This window comes from Pseudomonas sp. PS02288 (genome assembly GCF_029959715.1).
In the GTDB taxonomy this organism is placed as follows: Bacteria; Pseudomonadota; Gammaproteobacteria; order Pseudomonadales; family Pseudomonadaceae; genus Pseudomonas_O; species Pseudomonas_O kuykendallii.
Genome location: NZ_JASCPA010000059.1, coordinates 19,176 through 34,125 on the forward strand (window position 1 = coordinate 19,176; position 14,950 = coordinate 34,125).

13 protein-coding genes are annotated in these 14,950 nt (G+C 67.6%); 4 read left to right on the top strand and 9 right to left on the bottom strand.

Translation table 11 applies throughout. The annotated features are described in order from the left end of the window. Positions 1 to 18: 18 nt before the first annotated feature. Complete coding sequence (locus tag QMX85_RS19515; protein ID WP_282343672.1) at positions 19 to 1,425, top strand: aminoacyl-tRNA deacylase and HDOD domain-containing protein; 1,407 nt, start codon at positions 19 to 21, stop codon at positions 1,423 to 1,425. 55 nt (positions 1,426 to 1,480) lie between these two features. On the opposite strand, the gene QMX85_RS19520 is transcribed toward QMX85_RS19515, so the two are convergent. From QMX85_RS19520 to QMX85_RS19545, 6 genes are all read right to left on the bottom strand, one after another. Beyond that, positions 1,481 to 1,873: a helicase gene (locus tag QMX85_RS19520; protein WP_282343674.1), complete on the bottom strand. Its 393-nt coding sequence runs from the start codon at positions 1,871 to 1,873 to the stop codon at positions 1,481 to 1,483. A 171-nt stretch (positions 1,874 to 2,044) separates the two neighbouring features. Further along, entirely contained in the window at positions 2,045 to 2,338 is a 294-nt protein-coding gene (locus QMX85_RS19525) for an HU family DNA-binding protein (RefSeq protein ID WP_255964714.1), read from the bottom strand. Between the two features lie 166 nt (positions 2,339 to 2,504). Next, positions 2,505 to 3,653: an FAD-dependent oxidoreductase gene (locus tag QMX85_RS19530; protein ID WP_282343676.1), complete on the bottom strand. Its 1,149-nt coding sequence runs from the start codon at positions 3,651 to 3,653 to the stop codon at positions 2,505 to 2,507. Between the two features lie 142 nt (positions 3,654 to 3,795). Further along, positions 3,796 to 3,963 carry a rubredoxin gene (locus QMX85_RS19535; protein ID WP_090224747.1) on the bottom strand — a complete coding sequence of 56 codons (168 nt, stop codon included), beginning with the start codon at positions 3,961 to 3,963 and terminating at the stop codon, positions 3,796 to 3,798. A gap of 188 nt (positions 3,964 to 4,151) precedes the next feature. Next, the gene (locus QMX85_RS19540; protein ID WP_282343680.1) at positions 4,152 to 6,326 is read right to left on the bottom strand and encodes a malate synthase G; all 2,175 of its coding nucleotides are present in this window, start codon (positions 6,324 to 6,326) and stop codon (positions 4,152 to 4,154) included. A gap of 106 nt (positions 6,327 to 6,432) precedes the next feature. Next, on the bottom strand, positions 6,433 to 6,831 hold the full coding sequence (locus tag QMX85_RS19545) for a heme-binding protein (RefSeq protein ID WP_282343682.1): 399 nt from the start codon (positions 6,829 to 6,831) through the stop codon (positions 6,433 to 6,435). A gap of 532 nt (positions 6,832 to 7,363) precedes the next feature. Here QMX85_RS19545 and QMX85_RS19550 point away from each other — a divergent pair. Then, complete coding sequence (locus tag QMX85_RS19550) at positions 7,364 to 8,605, top strand: sodium:proton antiporter (protein WP_282343692.1); 1,242 nt, start codon at positions 7,364 to 7,366, stop codon at positions 8,603 to 8,605. A gap of 297 nt (positions 8,606 to 8,902) precedes the next feature. Further along, positions 8,903 to 9,820 (top strand): LysR family transcriptional regulator, encoded by a 918-nt coding sequence (locus QMX85_RS19555; protein WP_090224752.1) that lies wholly within the window; start codon positions 8,903 to 8,905, stop codon positions 9,818 to 9,820. 224 nt (positions 9,821 to 10,044) lie between these two features. On the opposite strand, the gene glcF is transcribed toward QMX85_RS19555, so the two are convergent. Genes glcF through glcD form a run of 3 tightly spaced genes read right to left on the bottom strand, consistent with a single transcriptional unit; the run spans position 10,045 to position 13,847 of the window. Next, positions 10,045 to 11,262 (bottom strand): glycolate oxidase subunit GlcF, encoded by a 1,218-nt coding sequence (gene glcF / locus QMX85_RS19560; protein WP_273234601.1) that lies wholly within the window; start codon positions 11,260 to 11,262, stop codon positions 10,045 to 10,047. Positions 11,263 to 11,265: 3 nt separating this feature from the next. Further along, positions 11,266 to 12,348: a glycolate oxidase subunit GlcE gene (glcE, locus tag QMX85_RS19565; protein ID WP_282343684.1), complete on the bottom strand. Its 1,083-nt coding sequence runs from the start codon at positions 12,346 to 12,348 to the stop codon at positions 11,266 to 11,268. After that, positions 12,348 to 13,847, bottom strand: coding sequence for a glycolate oxidase subunit GlcD (glcD, locus tag QMX85_RS19570; RefSeq protein ID WP_282343686.1), 1,500 nt, complete (start codon positions 13,845 to 13,847; stop codon positions 12,348 to 12,350). Before glcD ends, glcE begins: the two co-directional genes overlap by 1 nt. Before the next feature lie 250 nt (positions 13,848 to 14,097). Here glcD and glcC point away from each other — a divergent pair, with 250 nt between their 5' ends. After that, a complete protein-coding gene (gene glcC / locus QMX85_RS19575) occupies positions 14,098 to 14,868 on the top strand; it encodes a transcriptional regulator GlcC (RefSeq protein WP_273234597.1) in 771 nt (256 codons plus the stop codon). The last annotated feature ends 82 nt before the right edge of the window (positions 14,869 to 14,950 follow it).

A 14,950-nucleotide genomic window follows, 5' to 3' on the forward strand; every position in this document is an offset into this window, starting at 1 on the left:
GCCTGTAGGAATCAGTTGATGACCGAAGTCGCGCTTGTCTCCGACGATACGCCCCAAACCCCTGCGCTGATCATGCAACTGCTGGAGAAGCTCGGCCTGCCTCTCAAGGAGCGCAGCGAGCAGGGCGCGTTGAACCCGGAACAGCGGGTACAGGCGGTGCTGCTCGAGGACGCCGTTGGCGCGCTGCTGGTGCTCTACCCGCGCAGCCAGATGCTCGACCTCGGCCGCCTGGCCGAACTGACAGGGCGCCAGCTCACTGCAGTGAAGCCCGAGCGCCTGGAAAAGATGCTGAGCAAGCACGCACTGAGCCTGCTTCCGGCGCTGCCGATGCTGACCAGCTCGCCATGCCTGTACGAAGAGCGACTGCTGCAGCAGCGCGAGCTGAGCATCGAGTCGGGCCAGCCGGGGCTGCTGCTGGACATCGCCGGCGACAGCTTCAAGGCGTTGCTGAACAAGGCCAGCTCCGCGCATTTTGGCGAGCCGCTGAGCAACATCCGGCCGAACCTGAAACGCCCGCACGACGACCGTGCCGAAATCATCCAGGCGGTGCAGGCGTTCACCGCACGTCGCATCCAGCAGCGCCTGGAGGAAACCATCGAGATTCCGCCGCTGGCCGAGACCGCACAGAAGATCGTCAAGCTGCGGGTCGATCCGAGCGCCAGCGTCGACGACATCACCGGGGTGGTGGAAACTGATCCCGCGCTGGCGGCCCAGGTGGTCAGCTGGGCGGCGTCGCCCTACTACGCGGCGCCGGGCAAGATCCGCTCGGTCGAGGACGCCATCGTCCGGGTGCTCGGCTTCGATCTGGTGATTAACCTGGCCCTCGGCCTGGCGCTGGGCAAGACCCTGGCGTTGCCCAAGGATCATCCGCAGCAGGCCACGCCCTACTGGCACCAGGCGATCTACACCGCCGCCGTGATCGAGGGCCTGACCCGCGCGATGCCGCGCACGCACCGCCCGGAGGCCGGCCTCACCTACCTCGCCGGGTTGCTGCACAATTTCGGCTACCTGGTGCTGGCGCACGTCTTCCCGCCGCATTTCTCGCTGATCTGCCGGCACCTGGAGGTCAATCCGCACATCGACCACAGCATCGTCGAGCATCACCTGCTGGGCATCACCCGCGAGCAGATTGGCGGCTGGCTGATGCAGCACTGGGACATGCCCGAAGAGCTGTGCACCGCGCTGCGCTTCCAGAACGATCCGGACTACGACGGCGACTACGCGGTCTACCCGAACCTAGTGTTCCTCGCGGTGCGCCTGCTGCGTGCGCATGGCATCGGCTCCGGTCCCGAGAGCGAGATTCCCGACAGCCTCTTCGAGCGCCTCGACATCACCCGCGAGAAAGCCAGCGACGCGGTGAACAAGGTACTCGCCGCCGAAGCCGCGCTGCGCGAGCTGGCGTCGCAGTTCGGCAAACCGAACTGAATCCAGCCGATGTGGAAAAGGGGCCGCGAGGCCCCTTTTTCGTTGTACGAGCGCCTCAGGCGGCTTTGTCCACCGGCTTTTTCTTCTTCGGCGCCAGGTACTTGGTCAGGCCCTGGAACCAGATCACCAGCGCCGGGTTGCCCTGGATCTGGATGTCCTTGTTCTGGATGCCCTGCATGAACGCCAGCTGCTTGTTCTTCGCGGTCATGGTGGCGAAACCGTAGGCCGCATCCTTGAAGCCGAGGGCGAAGGCGGGTGCCACCGCCGGCCCGCGTTTGCCGACCACGCGATCGTCGCGAACGATGTAGTGGCGGGCGAGCTTGCCGTCGAGGGTGTGAAGCTGGAAGACCAGATCCTTGCCGGCCAGCTGCTGGCGGAAGGCGGGGTTGTCGCGGCTTGCCTTGGCCATCATTCGGCCCAGCATCCAGAGAAGAAAGCGGAATTTCATGCGCAGCCTCGAGGGAGAATTGACACGGCGGCGCGATTCTAGCGGCTCGCCCGGCCCCTCACAGCTGGACTTTCGGGTGGTTTGGCGGGTGGTTCGGCAGCGGGCTGGAGCGCCCCTCGGAGACGGCCCTTCGCGGCAGACGAGAGGGCCGTTCCCGAAGGGTTGGCGGCGTCAGTTGACGGCGTCCTTGAGCGATTTGCCCGGTTTGAAGGCGACGGTGTTGCTGGCCTTGATCTTCACCGGCTCTCCGGTCTGCGGATTCTTCCCGGTGCGGGCTCCACGGTGGCGTTGCACGAAGGTGCCGAATCCGACCAGCGTCACGCTGTCCTTCTTGTTCAGTGCAGTGGTGATTTCATCGAGAACGGCGTTGAGTACGCGATTGGCCTGATCTCTGGTCAGGTCTGCCTTCTCGGCGATGGCGGCGGCGAGTTCCGGTTTGCGCATAGATGCCTCTTTGACGGTTATTGTTGTTGTGTCCGTGCTGCTCTTCCCGAACAGCGCCTTAGGCGCCGCAACAGCTCTGCGCTGCGGCAGACCTCAGGGAGGATGGCATGCCTCCGGAGCCCGCGCCAGTCGTGGCTCGAGACTGGCGACGGGAACTCGAGGCTTTTTGCGACAGAGCGGACGGCATTTACGCCAGAAGAGCCGGCAGCTGTCGATTCAGCGCGAGTTTCTCCTGCACTGCGCTGCCGGTCAGGGCGTAGCCGAGCAGCTCTCCGCCGGGACCCAGGCACAGGGCCTTGATGTCCGCGCCGCTGCCTTCGACCTGCCATTCGCCCTGGCTGCCACGGGGCGGCGGCGAGACCACCAGCGGGCACACCGGCGTCTTCACCGTCACTGGCATCGGGCCGTAGCTCACCGCGGTCGGCGTGCCGTTCAGCGTCTGCGCCAGCGCACGGGCGCAGCTCATCAGCGGCATCACGTAGAGCAGGTTGAGGCCGTCGACCTCGGCGCAGTCGCCCAGTGCGTAGATGTTCGCGTGGGAGGTCTGCAGCTGGCGGTCGACCATCACGCCGCGGTTGATCTGCAGCCCGGCGGCAGCGGCGAGGTCGGTGCGCGGGCGCAGGCCGATGGCGGAGACCACCAGGTCGCAGGCGATCCGCGAGCCGTCGGATAGGTGTGCGTCGAGGCCGTCGCCGACGCGGTCGAGACTGGCCAGGGTTGGGCCAAGGTGGAAGTTCACGCCCAGGCTTTCCAGCCCGGATTGCACCGCGCGGGCGGCGGCCGGGTGCAGGAGCGCCGGCATCACCTGCTCGCAGGGCGCCACCAGGCTCACCTGGAAACCGCCGAGGCTGAGGTCGTTGGCGAACTCGCAGCCGATCAGCCCGGCGCCGAGGATCAGCACGCGGCGTTTGCCGGCCGCGGCGCTGCGAAAGCGCGCGTAGTCCTCCAGGTCGTTGATCGGGAAGATCGCGTCCTGGGCATTGCCGGCCACCGGTACGCGCAGGGTCTCGGCACCCCAGGCGAGCACCAGGTCACGGTACGGGACGGCTTCTTCGCCGATCCACAGGCGCTTGTGTCCGGGGTCGATGCCGGTGACGCGGGTGTGCGTGCGCACCTCGGCCTTGAGCTGATCGGCCATGGCGCCCGGGTCGGCCATCACCAGCGCATCGGCATCCTTGTCCTTGCCGAAGCCGGTGGAGAGCATCGGCTTGGAGTAGGAGCGGCCGTCGTCGGCGCTGATCAGCAGCAGCGGAGTTTCGCCGTCCAGCTTGCGCCACTCCCTGGCGAGGTTGTAGCCAGCCAGGCCGGTGCCGATGATCACCAGGGGTGCACTCATGAAATCTCTCCGTCGAGGATGGGGCGGGCCGACGACCGTAGCGCAAAGCGCCGCGTTCGCCAATTCGCCGCGGCCCGCCGCGCCTGCGACGGACAAAAAAACGGCGGCCGTTGGGGGCCGCCGCGGGGTTTCGGGGCGCGGATCAGGCGATTTCGATCATCTCGAAGTCGCTCTTGCCGACGCCGCAATCGGGGCACAGCCAGTCTTCGGGGACGTCCTGCCAGAGCGTGCCGGCGGCGATGCCGTCATCCGGCCAGCCCTCGGCTTCGTCGTAGATCAGCCCACACACAACACATTGCCACTTCTTCATATCTACCTCAGGCGACGCTCACGGTTTGCGTCGGCAACCTATCGCAGAACGCCCGATCCGCCAAGCGGAGCGTCGGTGCGCCCGCCGATTGGCGGACAAGAACAGGCCCCGGCATGCGCGGCATGCTCGGGGCCTCGTTGGCGCCGGGCGGTTCGCGGTCGCGTTCGCCTGGCAGTTACGCCTTCGTATCAGCCTTTCTTGAACGCCAGGCGCCACTGATGCAGCAGCGGCTCGGTGTAGCCACTGGGTTGCTCGCGACCCTTGAACACCAGGTCACAGGCGGCGCGGAAGGCGAAGGACTTGCCGAAGTCGGCGGCCATTGGCGTGTACAGCGGATCGCCGGCGTTCTGCCCGTCGACCACCTTGGCCATGCGCTCCAGCGTTTCGCGCACCTGCGCTTCGCCGACCACGCCGTGGTGCAGCCAGTTGGCGATGTGCTGGCTGGAGATGCGCAGCGTGGCGCGGTCTTCCATCAGGCCGATGTCATGGATGTCCGGCACCTTGGAGCAGCCGACACCCTGCTCGACCCAGCGCACCACGTAGCCGAGGATGCCCTGGCAGTTGTTGTCCAGCTCCTGCTGGATGTCCGCGGCGCTCCAGTTGCGCTCGGCGGCCACCGGCACGCTGAGCAGGCCGGCGAGCAGGTCGTCGCGCTGGCTGGCGAGGTCGATCTTCTCCAGCTCCTGCTGCACGGCCTGCACGTCCACCTGGTGGTAGTGCAGCGCGTGCAGGGTGGCGGCGGTCGGCGACGGCACCCAGGCGGTGTTGGCGCCGGACTTCGGATGGCCGATCTTCTGTTCCAGCATGGCTGCCATCAGGTCCGGCATCGCCCACATGCCCTTGCCGATTTGCGCGCGACCGCGCAGGCCGCAGGACAGCCCGACCAGCACGTTGTTGCGCTCGTAGGCCTGAATCCAGGCGCTGCCCTTCATGTCGCCCTTGCGCAGCATCGCGCCGGCTTCCATGGCGGTGTGCATCTCGTCGCCGGTGCGGTCGAGGAAACCGGTGTTGATGAACGCCACGCGGTCGCCCGCCTCGGCGATGCAGGCCTTGAGGTTGACGCTGGTGCGTCGCTCCTCGTCCATGATGCCCATCTTCAGCGTGTGGCGCGGCAGGCCGAGGAGGTCCTCGACGCGGCCGAACAGCTCGTTGGCGAAGGCCACTTCGGCCGGGCCGTGCATCTTCGGCTTGACGATGTAGACGCTGCCGCTGCGCGAGTTGCCGCGCCGCTGGATGTCGTGCAGCGCGATCAGGCTAGTGAACACGCCGTCGAGAATGCCTTCCGGCACCTCGTTGCCCTCGCCGTCGAGCACCGCGGGGTTGGTCATCAGGTGGCCGACGTTGCGGATGAACAGCAGCGAGCGGCCATGCAGGGTCAGGCTGGAACCGTCGGCGGCGGTGTACTCGCGGTCGGGATTGAGGCGGCGGGTGATGCGCTTGCCGCCCTTGTCCATTTCCTCGACCAGGTCGCCCTTCATCAGGCCCAGCCAGTTGCGGTAGACCACCACCTTGTCGTCGGCGTCGACCGCGGCGATGGAGTCCTCGCAGTCCATGATGGTGGTCAGCGCGGCTTCCATCAGCACGTCCTTGACCCCGGCGGCGTCGGTGCGGCCGATGGGGCTGGAGGCGTCGATCTGGATCTCGAAGTGCAGGCCGTTGTTCTTCAGCAGCAGGGCGACCGGCTGGTCGGCGTCGCCCTGGTGACCGATGAACTTCCCGGGCTGCGCCAGGCCGCTGGTGCTGCCGTCCTTGAGTGCGACCTGCAGCTGGCCGCCAACCACCTGGTAGCGTTGCGCATCGGCGTGGGAGCCCTTGGCCAGCGGCGCGGCCTGGTCGAGGAAGGCGCGGGCGAAGGCGATCACCTTGGCGCCGCGCACTTCGTTGTACCCCGGGCCCTTGCCGGCGCCGCCGTCCTCGCTGATCGCGTCGGTGCCGTAGAGCGCGTCGTACAGCGAGCCCCAGCGTGCATTGGCGGCGTTCAGCGCATAGCGCGCGTTCATCACCGGCACCACCAGCTGCGGGCCGGCCTGCTCGGCGATCTCGCGGTCGACGTTGGCGGTGCGTGCGGTGACGCTGTCCGGTTGCGGCAGCAGGTAGCCGATGGATTCGAGGAAGCTGCGGTAGGCGGGCAGATCGCGCACCGGGCCCGGATTGGCCTTGTGCCAGGTGTCCAGCTCCCGTTGCAGGCGGTCGCGTTCGGCGAGCAGCGCGCGGTTCTTCGGCGCGAGGTCATGGACCAGGGCATCGAAGCCGGCCCAGAAGGCGGCGCTGTCGATACCGCTGCCGGGCAGAACTTCGTCGTCGACGAAGCGTTGCAGGTTGGCGGCGACCTGCAGGCGATTGAGGGTTACGCGTTCGGTCATGTTCGGTCTCTCTCTTGTTCGGGTAACGATTGCAGCCTGTTCATCTATCGCGCGGCCCGCGGGGCAGGTGCTCTTCGCGGGCCGACGCGCGGCTGATCCGCGGGGCTCAGAGGGCGGCGATGCCGGCCTTGGCGACCTGCGCATCCTGATCGGCCTTGACCCCGGATACGCCGACGGCGCCGACCAGCTGGCCATCGACCAGCACCGGCACGCCGCCTTCCAGCGAGGTCATCAGCGGTGCGGTGACGAAGGCGGTGCGGCCGCCGTTGACCATGTCTTCCAGCGCCTTGGTTTCCTTGCGCGAAAGGGCCGAGCTGCGGGCCTTTTCCGGGGCGATGTAGGCGCTGTTTGCCGGCGCGCCGTCGAGGCGTTCCAGCGCCAGCGGGTGGCCGCCGTCGTCGACGATGGCAATGGTCACGGCCCAGCCGTTCTGCTGGGCTTCGTTACGGGCCGCGGCGAGGATGCGGCTGACTTCGGTCTGGCTGAGTACGGCTTTGCTAAGCATGGGAGGCCTCGTTATTGTTGGGAAATGACGCGCTGCGACGATCATCGCTAACCCTTAGCAGCGGCGCTGGAGATCGGTGTCTTCAGACCACGGCGCGGCGATAATTGCCGAACGCCTGCGCCGAAACGATTCGCCGCACGGGGTCGTACCAGCAGGATGGCGCAGCGGCCGTTGCGGATGAACCGCTGAATATGGCTTTCTGTCGATACCAGAAGTATCGACTGCCCCTGTGATGGAACCCAGGTGAACGTTCACGCACAGAGGAACGACTGTAATGCCGGCGAGCGGCTCCGGCCAGGCGCCGGCGCGCGCGGCGAATGCCCGGCAGGATCGCCGCCCGACGTTCATCGCAGGCGCTGAATCGCAGGAGGGCGGAATCGGCGGGTTGTGGCCGTTCGCGCGGAGTCGGCCGAAGTCTCGCCGAAGGCCTTCGCATGCGACACCGCAGGCTCACCGGGGGACAATGCGCGCTGTCGTTCTCTGCCTGCGAGCCTCACCGAAACGGATTGCCTTTCAAGGAGCCCTTTGGCCAATGCTGGACATCATCGCGGTTTTTCTCTGTATCACGGCGGTACTCGCCTTTCTCAACCGCCGCTACGTGGGCCTGCCGCCCGCCATCGGCGTGATGGGAATTGCCCTGAGCCTGTCCTTGCTGAACATGGCATCCGATGCGCTGGGCTTTCATGCGCTGCACACGCTTGAACAGTCGCTGGTCGAGTCCATCGATTTCTCCGAGTTGCTGATGGAGGGCATGCTGTCGCTGCTGCTCTTCGCCGGAGCGATGCACGTCAATCTCTCGGAATTGCGCGCCTATCGATGGCAGGTCGCATCCCTTGCCGTGGTGGGTACGACCGTGTCCACGCTGTTCATCGGTGCCGTGCTCTGGTGGCTGCTGTCGCTGACCGAACTGCACCTGCCGCTTTCCTATTGCCTGGTCTTCGGCGCGCTGATTTCGCCCACCGACCCGATCGCGGTGATGGGCATCCTGAAGTCCGCGGGCGCCCCCAAAAGCGTCGAGCTGGTGATCTCCGGCGAGTCCCTGTTCAACGACGGTGTGAGCGTCGTGCTGTTCTCGCTGATCCTGGCGATGATCGCCAGTGGTGAGGCGCCGTCGGTTTCTACCGCGTCGCACCTTCTGCTCAAGGAGGCGGGCGGAGGCGCGCTGCTGGGAGCCGTCGTCGGGTATGTCACTTACCGGATGCTCAAGAGCATCGACAGCTACCAGGAAGAAGTGCTGATCACCTTGGCGGCGGTGCTCGGTGGTTATGCGCTCGCGACCCACCTGCATGTTTCCGGTCCGCTGGCGATGGTGGTGATGGGCCTGATCGTCGGCAATCAGGGGCGCTCCTACGCGATGTCGGAGCAGACCAAGAAGAGCGTGGACATGTTCTGGGAGCTGATCGACGAGATTCTCAACGCGGTGCTGTTCGTCCTGATCGGGCTGGAAGTGGTGCTCATCCAGTTCAGTGCTTCGCTGTTCGTCACCGGGCTGATGGTCATCGTGCTGACCCTGCTGTCGCGGCTGCTGACAGTCGGGGCGCCTATAGCGCTGCTGGGCCGGCGCTTCCGGTTGCCCAAAGGCGCTTGGAGCGTGTTGACCTGGGGCGGCCTGCGCGGCGGCATATCCGTGGCGCTGGCCTTGTCGCTGCCTGCCGGCGAAGCCCGTGACGTGGTGGTGTCGCTGACCTATCTGGTGGTGGTGTTCTCGATCCTGGGGCAGGGGTTGACCATCGGCAAACTGGTCCGGCGAGTGATTCCGTGCTCGGCCGACTAGGGCTCGATCATGGCGGCGCACGCGCGTCAGCCGCCGCTGGGGAGGCGTGACAGCGAGGCGATGGCGGACTCTCGGCGGGCGCAGGGACCGAGTGGCATCGTGGATGGGTGTCGCTTCAGCCGGAAAGGGCAGTCTGCCCGTCCCCGCCAGAGCGCAGTTGCGCGGGGGCCACGGTCATGCAGGTGTCGACGAGCCTGCCTACGGGCGTCGGTCGCTATTTTATTGAGGTGGGCCGCTGTATCAGGCGTTCGGCCGCGGGCCCGATGACTGGGTTTCTGCCGACATCAGGAGTATCGAATGAGCCGCTATACCGAGTTGCACAGCTTCGTTCAGGTTGCCCAGCGCGGCAGTTTCGCCGCCACCGCGCTCAGCGAGGGCGTCACCCCGGCGATTCTCGGCCGCCGGCTGGACGCCCTGGAGCGGCGCCTGGGGGTGAAGCTGATGCACCGCTCGACCCGCGGGCTGACCCTCACCGAGCCCGGTGAGCAACTGCTGGAGCGCGCCCGCCACCTGCTGCGCGAGTTCGACGAAGTGGAGGCGAGCATCAGCAGCAGTTCGTCGTCGGTCAGCGGCCACCTGGTGGTGTCCGCGCCCGCGTCGTTCGGCCGTTTGCACGTCGCGCCCCATGTGCTGGCGTTCCAGAAGCTGTTTCCGGAGCTCAAGCTGTCCTTCGATTTCACCGACAGCGTGATCGACCTGATCGGCGAGAACTACGACATGAGCCTTCGCATCGGCGCGGTCACCGACCCCAACTACGTGGCGATCAAGCTGTTCCCCAACCGCCGCGTGGTGTGCGGCACGCCCGGCTACTTCGCCGAGCACGGCCGGCCGGAAACCCTCGAGGACTTGGCCCGGCACAACTGCCTGGCGTTCAACCTCAAGGGCGGCCAGCACCGCGGCTGGACCTTCCTGCGCGATGGTCGCCAGGTGGCCGTGAAGGTCGCCGGCAACCTCGCCTGTAACGACGGCGAGCTGCTGTTCGCCTGGATTCGCCAGGGCCTGGGCATCGGCTGGCGCTCGACCTGGGAGATCCACTCGGAGCTGCAGCGCGGCGAACTGGTCACCGTGCTCGACGAATTCGCCCTGCCGGACTACGACATCCAGGCGGTCTACCCGCAGCAACGCTACCTGCCGGCGAAGGTGCGCTGCTTCATCGACTTCCTGAAGGCGCAGTACAACCAGCCCGGCTACTGGGAGCGGCCGCACAGCCTCTGATTGAATGCCGGTGCGCGCGGCGCACCCTACGACCCGGTGCGGACGGGCGCGTAGGGTGGATCGCGCTTCACCGATCCACCGGGCGGTGCAACGGTGGATGAAAAAGGCGTCATCCACCCTACGTCTGCACTTCGCGCTTCATTCTTCCGGTGCGCGCGGCGCACCCTACGACACCGGCGCGGTGGCCTCGTCCGTAGGGTGCGCCATGCGCACCTCGTGCGGCGCTAGTGCAGCGCCTCCTCGACCAGCTCGATCCAATGCCGCACCGGCGTGCGGCCGGCGCCGTCGAGGTGGGTCTGGCAGCCGATGTTGGCGGTGACGATGACTTCCGGGTTGCCGCTCTCCAGCGCGTTGAGCTTGTTGTCGCGCAGTTGCCTGGACAGCTCCGGCTGGGTGATCGAATAGGTGCCGGCCGAGCCGCAGCAGAGGTGGCCGTCGGGCACCGCGGTGAGGTGGAAGCCGAGCCGCGACAGCACGCCTTCCACCGCGCCGCCGAGCTTCTGCGCATGCTGCAGGGTGCACGGGCAATGGAACGCCAGGCGCCGGTCGGCGTGGATGCCGAGCTTCTCCAGCGGTTCCTCGCGCAGCACTTCGACCAGATCCTTGGCCAGTTCGCTGACCCGCGCGGCCTTCGCCGCGTAGGCCGGATCGTCACGCAGCAGGTGGCCGTATTCCTTGACGAAGGCGCCGCAGCCGCTGGCGGTCTGCAGGATCGCCTCGGCGCCCGCTTCGATCGCCGGCCACCAGGCGTCGATGTTGCGCCGGGCACGCTCCAGGCCCTTCTCCTGGGCGTTCAGGTGATAGTCCACCGCGCCGCAGCAGCCGGCCTCGCGGGCCGGCTCGACGCTCAGGCCCAGGCGGTCGAGCACCCGTGCGGTGGCGGCGTTGGTGTTCGGCGACAGCCCTGGCTGCACGCAGCCTTCAAGCATCAGTACGCGCCGCGCATGGCGCGCCAGCGGGCGTGCCTTGGCCGGGCGCGCGTGGCGCGGCAGCTTGTTCTCGAGCGCTTCCGGCAGCAGCGGACGGAACGCCTGGCCGGTGCGGATCAACGCCTTGAACAGCCCGGCGTGCGGCACCACGGCGCGCAACCCGGCGCGCAGCGCGCGTTCGCCCGGCGAGCGCGGCACCCGTGCCTCGACCGCGGCGCGGCCGATGTCCAGCAGCTTGTGGTACTCGACGCCGGACGGGCAGGTGGTTTCGCAGTTGCGGCAGGTCAGACAGCGGTCCAGGTGCAACTGGGTCTTCTCGGTCACCACATCGGTTTCGAGGAACTGCTTGATCAGGTAGATGCGCCCGCGCGGGCCGTCCAGCTCGTCGCCGAGCAACTGGTAGGTCGGGCAGGTGGCGTTGCAGAAGCCGCAGTGCACGCAGCTGCGCAGCACGCGCTCGGCTTCGGCGGCCTGTTCCAGGCGTTTGGCTTGGTCGCAGAGATTGGTTTGCACGCGTTAGACCTCGGAATACATCCGCCCGGGATTGAAGATTCCCTGCGGATCGAGCTGAGCCTTGAGCTGGCGGTGATAGCGCATCAGGGGCGCGGCCAGCGGCTGGAAGGGCGTGTCGGTGTGCCCGGCGCTGTAGCAGGTGGCGTGGCCGCCGGCCTCGCCGACGATGGCGCGGATCTGTGCCTCGTCGGCGTCGGACTTCAGCCAGCGCTGCGCACCGCCCCAGTCGATCAGTTGTTCACCGGGCAGGGCCAGCTCGCCGACGTTGTTCGGCAGCGACAGGCGCCACAGCGGGCGGCCATCGGCGAAGAAATCCAGCCGGTGTTCGCGCAGCCGTTCCCAGTAACCGGCATCGAGCGGGTCGCCACCGAGGCGGTCGCAGGCTGCCTTCACCGAACCTTCCCCGCCCTCCAGGCGCAGGTGCAGCGCTTGCCCGTCATGGCTGGCGGCGCTGATCGGAATCGGCTGCTGGCCCCATTCGGAAAGCCGCGCCAGCGCGCTGCGGGTGTCCATCTGCAGCCGCAGGCTGGTGCACAGGCGCGGCTTGGGCAGCACCTTGAGGGAGACTTCGGTGACCAGCCCGAGGCAGCCGAAGCTGCCGGCCATCAGCCGCGACAGGTCGTAGCCGGCGACGTTCTTCATCACTTCGCCGCCGAAGCGCAGGTGCTTGCCCAGCCCGGTGATGACCCGCGCGCCGAGCACGTAGTCGCGCGCCGAACCGGCCCATGGCCGCCGTGGGCCGGACAACCCGGCGAGCACGGTGCCGCCGACGGTGGCCGCGGCGCCGAACGCGGGCGGCTCGAAGGGCAGCATCTGCCCGGCGGCTTCCAGGGCGGCGCACAGCTCGACGAGCGGGGTGCCGCTGCGCACACTGATGACCAGCTCGGTGGGGTCGTAGTTGACGATGCCGCGGTGCTCGGCGGTGCTCAGCGCCGTGCCCTGAACCGGACGTCCGAGGAACGCCTTGCTGTTGCCGCCGCGGATCGCCAGCGGGGTGTTGGATGCCAGCGCCTGCTGAACGTCGGCGAGCAGGCGTTCGCTGATGTCGGCGTCGCGGCTGCCGGTTGCGCGTGGTTCGACGCTCATCAGAAACGCTCCAGTTCGGGGAAGGGCAGCTGTCCGGCATGGATGTGCATGGCGCCGAATTCGGCGCAGCGGTGCAGGGTCGGGATGTTCTTGCCGGGGTTGAGCAGGCGCTCTGGGTCGAAGGCCGCCTTCACCGCGTGGAACAGCGTCAGCTCGTCGGAGTTGAACTGCGAGCACATCTGGTTGATCTTCTCGCGCCCGACGCCGTGTTCGCCGGTGATGCTGCCGCCCACCGCCACGCAGAGTTCGAGGATCTTGCCGCCGAGCTCCTCGGCGCGCTCCAGTTCGCCGGGCTGGTTGGCATCGAAGAGGATCAGCGGGTGCATGTTGCCGTCGCCGGCATGGAAGACGTTGGCCACGCGCAGGTCGAATTCGCCGGACAGCTCGCCGATGCGCTGCAGCACGCCAGGCAGCTCGCGCCGCGGGATGGTGCCGTCCATGCAGTAGTAGTCCGGCGACAGCCGCCCCACTGCCGGGAAGGCGTTCTTGCGACCGGCCCAGAAGCGCACGCGCTCGGCCTCGTCGCGGGCCAGACGCACTTCGCTGGCGCCGGCCTTCTCCAGCACCGACCGCACGCGGTCGCAGTCGGCATGTACGTCGGCTTCGACGCCGTCCAGTTCGCAGAGCAGGATCGCCTCGGCGTCCACCGGGTAGCCGGCGTGGATGAAGTCCTCGGCGGCGCGGATCGCCAGGTTGTCCATCATCTCCAGCCCGCCGGGGATGATGCCCTCGGCAATGATGTCGCCGACCGCGCGCCCGGCGGCTTCCACCGAGGCGAAGCTGGCCAGCAGCACCTTGGCGACCTGCGGCTTGGGTAGCAGCTTGACGGTGACTTCCACCACCACGCCGAGCATGCCCTCGGACCCGGTGAACAGCGCCAGCAGGTCGAAGCCGGGGCTGTCCAGGGCGTCCGAGCCGAGCGTCATGCGCTCACCCTCGATGGTGACGATTTCCACGCTGAGCAGGTTGTGCACGGTCAGGCCGTACTTCAGGCAGTGCACGCCGCCGGCGTTCTCGGCGACGTTGCCGCCGATGGAGCAGGCGATCTGCGAGGACGGGTCCGGCGCGTAGTAGAGGTCGTGGGGCGCGGCGGCCTGGGAGATCGCCAGGTTGCGCACGCCGGGCTGCACGCGGGCGAAGCGCCCGGCGGGATCGATCTCGAGGATGCGGTTGAAGCGCGCCATCACCAGCAGGATGCCCTGTTCCAGCGGCAGTGCGCCGCCGGAAAGCCCGGTGCCGGCACCGCGGGCGACCACCGGAACCTTCAGCCGGTTGCACAGCTTGAGCAGGGTTTCGACCTGCTCGATCTGGCGTGGCAGCACCACCAGCATCGGCGTGGTGCGGTAGGCGGAGAGGCCGTCGCACTCGTAGGGCTTGAGGTCTTCGGCGCTGTGCAGGATGTCCAGGTCGGGCAATTGCCGGCGCAGCTCGGTGAGCAGCGCCTGCTTGTCGACCTTCGGTAACGCGCCGTCGACACGCTCGTCATAGAGGATGTTCATATCAGGCTCGGTCAGCTCTATTGTCGTTGTTGTCTCGCGCCGTCCGGTCGAGGTAGGCGCGTATGCGTCGCATGGTGCGCCGGCGTCCGCGCGCGCGTCCATCGCTGGTAGCACTGGTCCTACCAGTTTTTGCAGGGGCATTGGTCGTAAAGATCGCTGCAAGCCAGGCACAATGGCAGTCAGAGATAACCGGCCGTTCACTCATGACTGGCGGGTTTTACCTGGTCCTACCAGTGCGACGAGGTGAAGGATGCTTACGGAAACGCCCAGCGAACGTGGCCAGGTCGCCGACCGGGTCGCCGAGCGCATCGAACGCCTGATCGTCGACGGCGTGCTCAAGGTCGGCCAGGCGCTGCCGTCGGAGCGGCGCCTGTGCGACAAGCTCGGCGTGTCGCGTTCGGCGCTGCGCGAGGGTCTGCGCGTGCTGCGCGGCCACGGCATCATCGAGACCGCCCAGGGCCGCGGCTCGTTCGTCGCCTCGTTGTCCGGCAAGCGCGATGCCACGCCGCTGATGCACCTGTTCAGCTCGCAGCCGCGCACGCTCTACGACCTGCTGGAAGTGCGCGTGCTGCTGGAGGCGGAGTCGGCGCGGCTGGCGGCGCTGCGGGGCACCGACGCGGATTTCGTCCTGCTCGGCCGGCGCTACGAGGAAATGCTCGCGGCCCACGAGGGCCAGGGCACCGACCCGAGGGAACATGCGCGTCTCGACCACGCCTTCCACCTGGCGATCTGCGAGGCGTCGCACAATCCGGTGCTGGTGCACACGCTGCAATCGCTCACCGACCTGATGCTCAGCACGGTTTACGCCTCGGTGAACAACCTCTACCACCGGCCGTTGCAGAAGCGCCAGATCGACCGCCAGCACGCGCGCCTCTACCAGGCGGTGATCGGCCGCCTGCCCGATCAGGCGCAGCGCGCGGCGCGCGACCATATCCAGAGCATTCGCGACAACCTGCGCGAGATCGAGCAGGAAGAGCAGCGCCTGGTGCGCGCCGGGATGCGCCTGGAGGGTTGGGCCTAGGCACGGCGAACTTCGCGGTGCGCGCGGCGCACCCTACGGAGCGGCGGATCGCTTCGGGCGCGAGGTTCGTCCTAGGGTGCGC